At 29.3% G+C, this 10,706-nt stretch carries 17 protein-coding genes; 12 read left to right on the forward strand and 5 right to left on the reverse strand.

Annotated features, from left to right (window positions below; genetic code table 11):
* The first annotated feature begins 361 nt into the window (after window positions 1-361).
* From F3H00_RS10065 to F3H00_RS10090, 6 genes are all read left to right on the forward strand, one after another.
* A complete protein-coding gene (locus F3H00_RS10065) occupies window positions 362-1,072 on the forward strand; it encodes a hypothetical protein (protein ID WP_103568036.1) in 711 nt (236 codons plus the stop codon).
* 60 nt (window positions 1,073-1,132) lie between these two features.
* Entirely contained in the window at window positions 1,133-1,432 is a 300-nt protein-coding gene (locus F3H00_RS10070; protein ID WP_103568037.1) for a hypothetical protein, read from the forward strand.
* Window positions 1,433-1,453: 21 nt separating this feature from the next.
* Complete coding sequence (locus F3H00_RS10075) at window positions 1,454-2,116, forward strand: AAA family ATPase (RefSeq protein WP_103568038.1); 663 nt, start codon at window positions 1,454-1,456, stop codon at window positions 2,114-2,116.
* Window positions 2,117-2,199: 83 nt separating this feature from the next.
* Window positions 2,200-2,586 carry a hypothetical protein gene (locus F3H00_RS10080; protein WP_103568039.1) on the forward strand — a complete coding sequence of 129 codons (387 nt, stop codon included), beginning with the start codon at window positions 2,200-2,202 and terminating at the stop codon, window positions 2,584-2,586.
* Window positions 2,580-3,395, forward strand: a complete 816-nt coding sequence (locus tag F3H00_RS10085; protein ID WP_103568040.1) for a nucleotidyl transferase AbiEii/AbiGii toxin family protein — start codon at window positions 2,580-2,582, stop codon at window positions 3,393-3,395. The genes F3H00_RS10080 and F3H00_RS10085 overlap by 7 nt, the downstream gene beginning before the upstream one ends.
* The gene (locus tag F3H00_RS10090; RefSeq protein ID WP_103568041.1) at window positions 3,395-3,664 is read left to right on the forward strand and encodes a hypothetical protein; all 270 of its coding nucleotides are present in this window, start codon (window positions 3,395-3,397) and stop codon (window positions 3,662-3,664) included. The genes F3H00_RS10085 and F3H00_RS10090 overlap by 1 nt, the downstream gene beginning before the upstream one ends.
* A 77-nt stretch (window positions 3,665-3,741) precedes the next feature.
* Here the strand turns inward: F3H00_RS10090 and F3H00_RS10095 are convergent, their stop codons facing one another.
* Entirely contained in the window at window positions 3,742-5,082 is a 1,341-nt protein-coding gene (locus F3H00_RS10095) for a relaxase/mobilization nuclease domain-containing protein (RefSeq protein ID WP_149703841.1), read from the reverse strand.
* Window positions 5,079-5,642 (reverse strand): hypothetical protein, encoded by a 564-nt coding sequence (locus F3H00_RS10100; protein WP_103609184.1) that lies wholly within the window; start codon window positions 5,640-5,642, stop codon window positions 5,079-5,081. Before F3H00_RS10100 ends, F3H00_RS10095 begins: the two co-directional genes overlap by 4 nt.
* A gap of 347 nt (window positions 5,643-5,989) precedes the next feature.
* Here F3H00_RS10100 and F3H00_RS10105 point away from each other — a divergent pair, with 347 nt between their 5' ends.
* From F3H00_RS10105 to F3H00_RS10125, 5 genes are all read left to right on the forward strand, one after another.
* A complete protein-coding gene (locus F3H00_RS10105) occupies window positions 5,990-6,211 on the forward strand; it encodes a hypothetical protein (RefSeq protein ID WP_103596814.1) in 222 nt (73 codons plus the stop codon).
* Between the two features lie 71 nt (window positions 6,212-6,282).
* Window positions 6,283-6,711 carry a hypothetical protein gene (locus F3H00_RS10110; protein ID WP_149703842.1) on the forward strand — a complete coding sequence of 143 codons (429 nt, stop codon included), beginning with the start codon at window positions 6,283-6,285 and terminating at the stop codon, window positions 6,709-6,711.
* A 34-nt stretch (window positions 6,712-6,745) separates the two neighbouring features.
* Window positions 6,746-6,949: a hypothetical protein gene (locus tag F3H00_RS10115; RefSeq protein ID WP_149703843.1), complete on the forward strand. Its 204-nt coding sequence runs from the start codon at window positions 6,746-6,748 to the stop codon at window positions 6,947-6,949.
* Window positions 6,942-7,292: a hypothetical protein gene (locus F3H00_RS10120; protein ID WP_149703844.1), complete on the forward strand. Its 351-nt coding sequence runs from the start codon at window positions 6,942-6,944 to the stop codon at window positions 7,290-7,292. The genes F3H00_RS10115 and F3H00_RS10120 overlap by 8 nt, the downstream gene beginning before the upstream one ends.
* Window positions 7,293-7,301: 9 nt before the next feature.
* Window positions 7,302-7,571 (forward strand): hypothetical protein, encoded by a 270-nt coding sequence (locus tag F3H00_RS10125; RefSeq protein ID WP_149703845.1) that lies wholly within the window; start codon window positions 7,302-7,304, stop codon window positions 7,569-7,571.
* 12 nt (window positions 7,572-7,583) lie between these two features.
* Here F3H00_RS10125 and F3H00_RS10130 read toward each other — a convergent pair whose 3' ends face one another.
* The 3 genes from F3H00_RS10130 to F3H00_RS10140 form a co-directional block, all read right to left on the reverse strand.
* Window positions 7,584-7,844, reverse strand: coding sequence for a hypothetical protein (locus F3H00_RS10130; protein WP_103611751.1), 261 nt, complete (start codon window positions 7,842-7,844; stop codon window positions 7,584-7,586).
* Between the two features lie 122 nt (window positions 7,845-7,966).
* Window positions 7,967-9,310, reverse strand: coding sequence for an AAA family ATPase (locus tag F3H00_RS10135; protein WP_188115667.1), 1,344 nt, complete (start codon window positions 9,308-9,310; stop codon window positions 7,967-7,969).
* A 118-nt stretch (window positions 9,311-9,428) separates the two neighbouring features.
* A complete protein-coding gene (locus F3H00_RS10140; RefSeq protein ID WP_103567046.1) occupies window positions 9,429-9,665 on the reverse strand; it encodes a DNA-binding protein in 237 nt (78 codons plus the stop codon).
* A gap of 116 nt (window positions 9,666-9,781) precedes the next feature.
* Here F3H00_RS10140 and F3H00_RS10145 point away from each other — a divergent pair, with 116 nt between their 5' ends.
* Window positions 9,782-10,480 (forward strand): helix-turn-helix domain-containing protein, encoded by a 699-nt coding sequence (locus tag F3H00_RS10145; protein WP_103588992.1) that lies wholly within the window; start codon window positions 9,782-9,784, stop codon window positions 10,478-10,480.
* Window positions 10,481-10,706 lie beyond the last annotated feature (226 nt).

A 10,706-nucleotide genomic window follows, 5' to 3' on the forward strand; every position in this document is an offset into this window, starting at 1 on the left:
TATATTTTTTAAAATACTATACATGTATTATACCGCCTTTAAAACTTTTTAGCAACTTTTATTGAATTTTTATAATATTTTAGCAACTTTTATTGAACTATTCGCAACTTTTATTGAATTTCTAGTAGCTTGTTTTTAATTTTAAAAAATAGTAAAATAGTATTAATTTAACTGAAAATAGGGCAATGATTTTACATAATGCATTTCTCAATCGCTTTTATTCATTCGCAACTTTTATTGAATCTTACAATAATCTAGAAGTAAATAATTATATACAATATTAAATTATATTATATTATTTAATATTATTTTAAACTTTTTTATATTAGAATTCTTTTATATTTAAAACAAAGGAGAAAAGATGCTGCCGAATAAACCGCAAGATTATCCTAATAGTTTTCCAGCTCGAGTATGGTATACGCACCTTATAGAAGAAATCGGTGACGAAGCTATCGAAAAGCTTGGCTTTTATCCAAACGAAAGACTGCTTGACACAACAAAAGCCTTAGTAGCAAAACAAGATCAAGCACTAGCTAATTTTTTTAGTCAAAGAATATTTTGGGGAATTTTTTATAGCAGTAATGGCGGCATTGAAGAGTCTTTAGGCGTAGGCAATCGTAGGATAATTCCACTAATATGGTTTAGACAAATTGCCGACAGTAAGTTTGCTAACTCGCTTAAAGAGGTCGCAAAAATTGCAAAAAGTGATTTAGAACAACTTCTTTATGAAGGTATCTTGTATCAAGAATTTTTTGAGTTACAAATTTTAGTTAAAAAGGATAGCATTGAATGGCTAAAAAATAATGCTACCAAAAATGAGGTATTAAGTCATCATGGCTTTAACAATATGTTGGGATATAAATATTTCTTAAAAAGAATAAGAGAGGGATTAATGTTTTCAAATCAAGCTTTAGAGAATGGTTTTGATGAAAAAAAACTACCTCGTTTTAGTGAAATGGTAGCACAAGGAGATGGAGCATTTTTACCTTGTCCATTAGTTAAAAACGATCTACACTTTGGTGGTGGAAAATGGCAAATAGAATATGAGTTTGTCACAGATGGTGACTATTAATATATTAAATTTTAAAATAATTTAATATAGTAAAAAATAATTTAATACAAAGGAAAAAAGATGAGATTACTAGGCAAAATTGCACTTGGTGCAGCAGCAACAATCATGCTTATTGGTTGTGGCGAAGGATCTAAGTATGGTGATAAAGAATATACATTTGAATATTTAAGGGATAATGAACAATTGCTAGTAGAATTGGTTCAGTGGTGTGAGTTAAACAAAAATGCAAATTTAAATACAACACAAATGAAAAACTGCCAAACTGCATATGACAGAAAATCAAGGTTGACTCAAAAATGGGGAAATGAGCCAAGTAAATGGGAAAAATTAGTCGAGAAATACGGAACTAAAAAACAATAAGCATAGTTTAAAGGATAAAAAATGGTAATAGCAGTCTGCAATGAAAAAGGTGGTAGCGGAAAAACAAATATTGCTATAAATTTAGCCATAAAATTAGGTCTTATGAAAGATGACACTCTTTTAGTAGATGCTGATCCTCAAAGAAGTATAGATGTTTTTACTGATATTAGAGCTGATGCAAATTTACCACTACTATTTAATGCTGTCTCAAAACTTGGATCATCGATGCTAAAAGAGATACAAAGCTTAAAGCAAAAGTATGATAGTGTAGTAATTGATACTGGTGGACGTGATAGCCAAGAAATGAGACAAGCGTTAGCGGTTTGCAATATTGCTATTATCCCAGTTATTCCGAGCGATCTTGATATTGCCGTTTTGAACAAAATGATACTAGTTTTTAATCAAGCGAAAATTTACAATCCGAATTCAAAAGCACTAATAGTTATCTCTAAAGCTTCACCAAATCCTTTTCTAGCTAAAAAGGTAGAAGCACTACGTGAATATATTAGCGAAAAGAAGTTAGAAGATATTTTTCTAGCAAATAGCATAATCTATGAACGTGAAGCATATAGAAATGCCTTTTCAGCAGGAATGGGTGTGAGCGAATATTGTAAAGATAACGAAAACGCAAAGCTTGATTTCGAAGGCTTCTTTAACGAACTTGTCAATTTTGCTAATAATTAAAAACAATATTATATTATTTTATAAAGTTTAAAATAATATAATATATTGAATTAAAAGGCTAAAATCAAAGGAAGAAAAAAATAATGGCATATATATCTGGCTGGGAAGCTTTAAATATACCTAGGCTTGATGGTTCAATCGCCGATTGGCATCCACTGCTTTATTTTGCCAATAAAAACAATATAAAAACTTATGAGAATAATGAAATTTTAGGTTCTTTGGGGATACAAAGGCGATATGTAAAGATGCTTGATAAAGAAGAGTATGTAGCAAATTATGCAAGAGCGATAGCTGATTTAGTCTATAAAGGCGAAACAGCTGGTCTCAAGAACTGCGTGCAAGATTACTTGGATGATAACGAGGAAAGCGAGCTTTTCAACTATTTAAAGCTTATAAATAAAAACAAAAAAGTTGATGATTTTATGAAATTTGAATTAACAAAGCTATATTTTAAGGATAAAAGATGCTAGAGCAATACCAAAAAGACAGAGTTAAACTTATAAAAGAAATTTTGCCATATCTTGGGGATACCTTTGTTTTAAAAGGTGGAACGGCACTTAGTTTATATTATGGGCTAAATAGATATTCAGAAGACATTGATTTGGATTGCACAACCAACAATATGAATTTTATAAACAAGCTAAAGCGCCATAAAGATTTTAGTAATTGGAATATAAATATTAAAAAAGATACCGACACTGTTTTTAGAGCAATGATAGATTATGGTGCAACTTCTCATTACGGCAGCTATCCATTAAAAATAGAAGTTAGTAGCAGAAACAAAGATCTACTGAGATCCAAGACTTTAAATTTTGAAAATATAAATGGTGTTAACGTCTATTGCGTGGATGAGCTTATAAAAATGAAAGGAGTTGCTTTTAGTGGCAGAGATAAAATTCGAGATTTTTATGATCTAGGATATCTACTACAAACTTATCCTGACAAATTTAGCAAAGAAAATCTTTTTGGGATACGAGAAAAGATCTTTTACTGTGGCGAGGATGAACTAAATTTACTTTTAAAAGATGAAAGTTTGCAACATAAACTTATATCACAAGACAAAATTCACATAACTGATACCTATACTCAAGATGTATTAAGGCGCATCAATACTCTGCTAGAGCCAGCAATACAAAGAGATACAACACAATCTCAAAAACAGCAAAATGATAGTTCAAAAGCTGTTCTGTCTAGACTTGGTATAGCATATGTCAAAAAAGTAGAAAGTGGAGTCATAAAAATAAAAGAAACCAAGAATACAAATGAAAAGGAAAGATAATGGGAATATTGGATAAGAAAAATGGATTTGCATTTGTAAACAATGCCAACATTGCAGCAAGCAGCAATGTGGAAGAATTTATAAACTCTGGTGCTGCAGATAGTAATGAAAAGAAAAAAAGCAATGCTGGACGCCCCAAAAAAACAGGTGAAAAACCGGTCTCGGTTGCAATATATCTTATGCCAAGCGAGAAAGAAAGACTAGAAAATGAAGCAAAAGCTCAGTTTATGAGCTTGTCTGGGTATCTAAAATTGAAGATTTTAGCATGACCACATGTAGGTTATGGCTATACCGTAAAGAAATAGAGATAATTAAAACAATCCCCAAAGACAACAAGCAGATGTGTCTATCTGTTAAAATCTTTTTTATTAAGACTATTAGTTTTTTTGCTATCAATATTTGTTGTATTTTCTACAACCTTTTGTCTGGCTTGTAAAATTTGAGCTTTGCTTGAGTCAGTTTTATTTTGTTTTAGATTAACATCTTTTGTTTGCGAGGATGGAGCAACAACTTTTGTGTTACTTCTGGAAAGAATTTTATATTCAGTCTTTTTCTTTTCAGCTTCACTAAGGGGAGTTAATTCAACTTCTCTCTTTCCTTCTACAGAACAATCCCACACATTCCTATAAAGAGTTTTTTCGCACCATTGTTTAGTTTTTTTATCATAAATTTTCTTTACAATCGGTTCCTGAGCAGTTACTGCAAACCTAGCATAATCTCCATTTGTAATATTATAATCTTCCATTAACTGCCTTAAATGCTTGCCCCAAAGAATAGTTTCTTTCCCTTTACTTGTCTCAAATTTAACATAATACGACTCTTCGGTATGCTCATCTAGTGAAAAATTATATTTTGCTTCACCATATCCAGTTATCTTATAATGATGTGGCTTGTGTCCATCCCAAACATCCGGGAATTTATTCTTAGAAAATTTCTTATTTTTATAAGAAAAATTTGTTGCTTTATATCCCAAATCGGTTAAATTTTTCGCAAACTCATCACGCATCATATCCAAATCAGCTGGGGAAATTTTAATTCTTTTTCCATTACAATCAACACTTTTTAAGTCCAAATGGCAATGAGGATTATCTGTGTCATTATGGACTGCTAATATAAAATGATTATTTACAAATCTTTCTTTAATGGTTTTTATTGCAGCATTTTTAATTTCCTCGACAGGGATATTATTTTCACCTTTCATAGAAAAAACCATATGCACTACCTCGTTTTTTTCTTTTAATTTTAGTTTTTCAACATCATGTTTATTGGGAATATCATAAACCCCATCTTGGAATGTTGCAGCTATTTCATTTATATCATTAATAAAAATTTCATTATCACTTTCTAAAGGATCATTAATAAAAACATCAAGTAAGCCGTCTCGGCTAATATATTTTATATGGCTTTTAAGTTGATTAAAATTTTGATCCTTGCCAGTAATTTTTATCAAGACTTGAGAATTATATCCACGTCTTTTAGTTAAAAGTTTAGTTGTATGCTCTCTTTCACTTTTAGTAAATTTTTGAGAAATAAAACCTTTGCTTAAAAGATACTTATTCCAAATCTTATCTTTAAAACTTTGTGGAGAAGCAAAATATTTTCTCTGTTTTTTCTCAAACTCGCTCCAGATTTTTTTAGCTTTTAAAAAATTTTCATCATCCAAATATGATTTTAATTTATGACTCATTTTAATTTAGCCTGTAAAAACATTTTTTGTTCTTTTATAAAATTGTCAGTCTCTTGAACTTGTTTATTTATTCTATTTATTAAATTATCAATAGCATCTTTTTCAAAAGAAGCAGAAGTATTTTGTTGAATTGCTTTTACAAAAATATTTAAATTTATACCAATGCGTTTAACCAAATAATTCATTTTTGCAAATTCATTTATTGTATCGTTACTTAAAATTTTATCATCGTAAAGGTGGCTCAAAACCAAAAATTTTGAAAACTTATTTACACTAGAAAAACCATTATCCTTTGCAAGTTGTTTTAATTTTTTAAATTCAACATCGGTAAAAAAATTTTTAACCTCTTTGATATTTTCTCTAGTAAGCTCAGACCTTTTTATTTTTAAAAGTGGATAATTTTCTTTTACGGCATCAATAATTTTACTATCTCTCTCTAAAAAGAACAAAAGTAAATTGATTGCTTCATTTAGTGATTTTACCCCCATTTTTTCTTTTAAGGTTTGTAAAAAAATTAAATTCTCAACATCTAATCTAAAAGTTTTTAATTCTTTAGCCATAATTCAAAAACCCTCCATTTCCTATTTACCAAAAATTTTGCAAAGCAAAAATTACAAGAGCCTCGCAGAGTATTTGCCTTTTTCTCAAATATTTTGTATTACAAAATAGGAGAAAAAGGCTATCCTGCAATCTACTATTTTATGTAACTTTTTTTTGCTTTTATTTCTTTATTCATTTTAGATTATAACACAGCTTTTATCAAAAAATACCAAGAATATGTTATAATAACAAAAAATATCAGACAGATAAAATAACCAATAAAAAGAAAAAGGTTATGCATGAATTTGATATTCTGTTTTTAAATATAAACGTCAAAAATTATCAAAACTTAAAAAGGAGCTATACAATGTCAAAACTTACAGCAGCAGAGAGACTTCTAAAAAATGAAGAACAACTTAAGAAACTTTCAGAGCAAAGAAAGCAATTATTAAATGCTATCAAAGAAGAAAATGAGCAAAAATTTAAGGATATAGGTATAAAGATCATAAAAGCAGTTGAAACAAATGAGCAGTTTAAAATTGATTTTTTAAACCTTATCAAAGAACACAATATAGGAATAGAGTTTTAAATTTTATTAATAAATAGCAAAACGCCATAAAAATTAATGAAATGAACTGCTAGAGACTAAAGGAATAAAGAATGATGTTAGAAACATTATCAACAAATTTCGTAAATTTTATAAATTATACGTTTTCAACCTTTTCGATTATGCTTTTGACGACTGGAATGTTTTTGTCATATCCATTTTTAAGAGGTGAAATCGAAGATGAGGAAAAAAATGAAAAAGAGGCAATGGCATTTACTATCGGCTTTGTCATAAGTATTTTTATAACTATGATATGTCTTTTAGTGATGATCATAACGCCTATTTATGCGATGCTTAATGGCATAAATATAATTGACTTTATAAAAGTCGCATTTAGTATCGTTGGTTACGCAAATGACAATGGGGATGAGGCTGATATTTTTTTAATGCTAATTATCCTTCTCGTTAATTTTTTAGTCATTGCTTGGATAGGTGGTTTAATAACCAAGTTTTGGGGAAATAAAATTTTTATAAAAAAATAGAATAAACTGTGATTGCAAATAAAGGAGCGAAAATATGAGAAATTTCAAAGAGCTAGAAAAATTTATAAAAGATGAAATTGCCGAAATAGAAGCCGACGAACGCTATCACTATGCAACTGCAAGTGTCTTGATAAATGCCCCTCTAGCACTTATTCAAACAGAGATGAAAGCTAAGATGAACGCCTACAAAGGTGTTCTTAAAAAGGTTAAAGAGCTTGAAGGAGTAAAAGATGAATGACATAAAATCAAGGTATGAGTTTTTAAAGATACCTTATGATGGTGACTTTGTATATGTTAAAAGGCACATGTTCGAAGAAGAGCTATGTGGTTCAAAAATACACTTTTTTGAACCTGGGTTTATATTTGATGGTTGTGAAAATAAAATACTAAGAAAGGATATCTTTTGGGAGGATACTTTTATAAGAGGTTATAAAACTAATGGTTTTTTATTTTCAAGTGAAGAAGAGTGGAAAGAGTATGCTAAAAAGAAATTTTTAGAGTTTAAAGATACTCTTTTGGTAGAACCTGATGAACATAGCGATGATGAAATTTGCGACTTAAATTTTCATTGGGGTAATTAAAGGTTTTGTATGCAAGCAAAGAAATCTTTAACAAAAAAAGAGATCGATCAATTTTGTAGAACCGTTATATATTTGTTGATTGATAGTTATGATGTGTTTGCTTTTAGTGAAACATTTGATTTGTCTGAGAAAGAAATTGATGCGATATTAGCAAAAATGAAGTTTTATGCAAGTAAATTTGAAACAGACCATATAATGTATGGTGATACAAACTTAATACTAAATTCTGTTAGAAAGAATATAGCCGACTTAAAAGCGGATGTTGAAAAGGCTGGATAGGAGCAAAATCTACTATTTATTTAAAACTATTTTTCCTTTCTTGGAAAATATGATTGTTCCATTGAAATCTTTAACTATATCGTTTAACTGCTGCAAGCTTACTGGATTAATAACTTCAATAGGGTATTGTCCAGTTTCTTGATATATCTTTTTAATTTCCAATATATCGATTGTTTTTTGAACAAGAAAAAACATTCCACAAACTGCAAGACAAGAATGAGCAATAGATAAAAGAGTTGAGCATATTTTATAAAAATATCTAGTTATAATCATTTTTGAATAACCTTCTTGATTTATTCTTTACTTGTATCAAAATAACCCAAAGTAAGTAAGGTTAAAAACGATACTATTACGACCATTAGAAAACCAATAAAAAAGATATCAACTATCATTCGTTAGCCATCACTTCTTAAAACTATTTTTAATTCATTGATAGTCTTAATCTTTAATAAAATATTTAATAGTTCATCACCACCAAAAAACGTCGGATACGAATTTTCCTTATCATAGTCCTTTATACATTGTTTTAACTCATTTACGAGCGGATCAAGATCATTATTTATTATTTTAATATCTACACAATAGCTTCCTACAGATGCTCGTATTGTTGAATACCCATGTTGATCAACATTAGATATGGGCTCAATATTAACAGGAATGGCGGTTAAAAACTTTAAATTGCTCTTGTTTATAGAGAGTTGGTTGCTATTGGCTACTTTTGCGCTTTCAAAATCATTGGTTGATACTTCAATTTTATGAACGTCGAAATTTACTTGTTCTGATTTTGGTGTTTTATTCATTATTCTGCTCACAAATACCTTTTTATTACAATTTTGATATCCTCTTAATCGTTTAATATCAAAAAGTTTTCCATCAAATTTGTCAAATAATTTCCAAAGCGTATTACGTCCAACCGTTTCATAGTAGTTTTTATTTGCAAGTTTTTGTATGGCTATTGCAAGATCGCTTTGACAAATTTCACCTTTTTGATCAATAATTTCTTGTGCCAGTTGTAAAGATATCTTTTCTTTGTCACTTAGCCCAATAAAATCATCTTCAATAAATTTTAGATCTAATTCCCTGGTATCGATTAAAGCAACCATCTCTTTTGTGTGGCTTCTCTTTTTCTTTGGTTTTAAGCTAACAATCATTTCACTGTCGTTGATAGAAATCGAGCTGTCACTTTCGTTTTGTAAATAGTAAGCTTCATCTACACTATCCATAAAGGCTGTAGCGCCTTTATAATTCTCATCGTTTTTATCCATTCCCTGCTTAGGTTGGTGGTGGAGGAATATAATGGTAGCACCCTTGTCTCTCAATCCTTGCAGGTCTGCCATAAATCTTGTTATATTATCATCTTTACTTAGACTACCTTTTATAAAATTTCTAATACTATCTATAATAATAAGTCGATTTTTTATTTCACCTACTTTAAATTCTCTGTTTAACTTTTTAAATATAGTAAATCTATGCGAGCTGTTAGAGAGAATATATTTTATTTTTCCATTGCTATTATCCATAATTTTATCGACTTGCCTACTCTGTAATATATCAATGCCGTTATCAGCATCCATATAAACAATTTCATCTAGATTAACATTGTTTTTCACTAAGTAATTACAAAGATGGATAGCAAACATGCTCTTGCCTGCACCAGCACCAGCATATACCATATTTAAGCTCTGTTTTGAAAGGAAATTCGGTATCAGCCATTCAAAATTAGCATTTTCAATATCCAAAGCAGTGAATTCCTTGACATTTATGATTTTATTTGATAGAATATCAGTGCTTTTGTGGGTTGTGCTATGGTGGTGGTTCCGCTTCATATCACAACCTTTTTTCTTTTACTGCAAATCATTATCTTCTTTCCTGTTCTATTAACCATTCTTTTACACTCTCCAGTCTATATAATATTCTTTTACCTATTCTTATATATGGTAAAGGAGGTATCTTTGCTTTACGTTTCTCAGTATAATTTACACTAAATCTAAGCCTAGTTTGTTTATCTATGCTTATTCCAAATAATTCTTCGAACTGCTCTGGAGTAATAAATTCATTCTTTTTTTCTATTTTTTCATCTACTACATCAATCATAAAAAGACAACCTCCTAAAAAATCTAATATCATTTTATATCTCAAAACCTTATACTACTCTTAATACATTAACAAATAATTTTAGATTTGCTAAAATAAATAAAAAAAGGAAATTTATGAAAACAAATGGATGCGGCGACAAACTAAGAAGATTACGCAATGCCTATGGACTTACTCAGAGTGAGTTTGGTGATAAGATCGGAATAAGTAGAGTTAGGGTAAATTCTTATGAAAATAATATAAACCCACTTCCTATACAAGTCAAATACAAAATTGCTGAAGCTACTGGTTTTGGAATTGACTACTTTGATACAGATATTGATATAGCTACTGCAATCAGCAAATATAATATTGAAACCGACAATGGCAAGCTTCAAATAAGAGCTAATTCTGAAAGTATTTGCACAATTTATGATGATCTATATGATTTTGCAAACCAAAAAGAAAGCATTGATCCTTACTTACAAAGTATTAAAATTCTTTCAAAACTGTTTAATCTATCAAAGCCATATGACTATAATTTTATTACCGTAACAAACAATAAGGCAGCACCATTCGCAACAGATGGAGATATTTTAATTATTGTAAGAGATAACATCCCAAGAGATAATACCCTCTTAGTTTTAAGAGTTAATAATGAGGTATTAATTAAGTATTGCCGTATAAACCCTTTTAATCAAAACCTTAAGTTTTTTTCAAGCAAAGATGATTTCTCCAATATTGAACTTTCTCAAAATGAACTTAATAAAATAGAAATTTTAGGATACGTCATAAACATTTTTAAGAACTATCAACCTAAATATATTGAAGAGTGATTTTAAAAATTTATTTTCTCTTTATTTGTCTGGGGTTTGGGGGCTTGCCCCCATGTTTTAAATAAAAGTCCAAATTTTGCTAAAGCAAAATTTGGTTTACCTATTGTCTATTGTTTTTAGCTCTTTTTTCAAAAAGACAATAGTATCCCTTCCTTTATACTTTCGTAAGTGTAATATATTTTTTAGCAATAATAAACAACTAATTATAAGTCTTATATAATTAATG

It is taken from the genome of Campylobacter concisus (genome assembly GCF_902460845.1).
Classification (GTDB): domain Bacteria; phylum Campylobacterota; class Campylobacteria; order Campylobacterales; family Campylobacteraceae; genus Campylobacter_A; species Campylobacter_A concisus_X.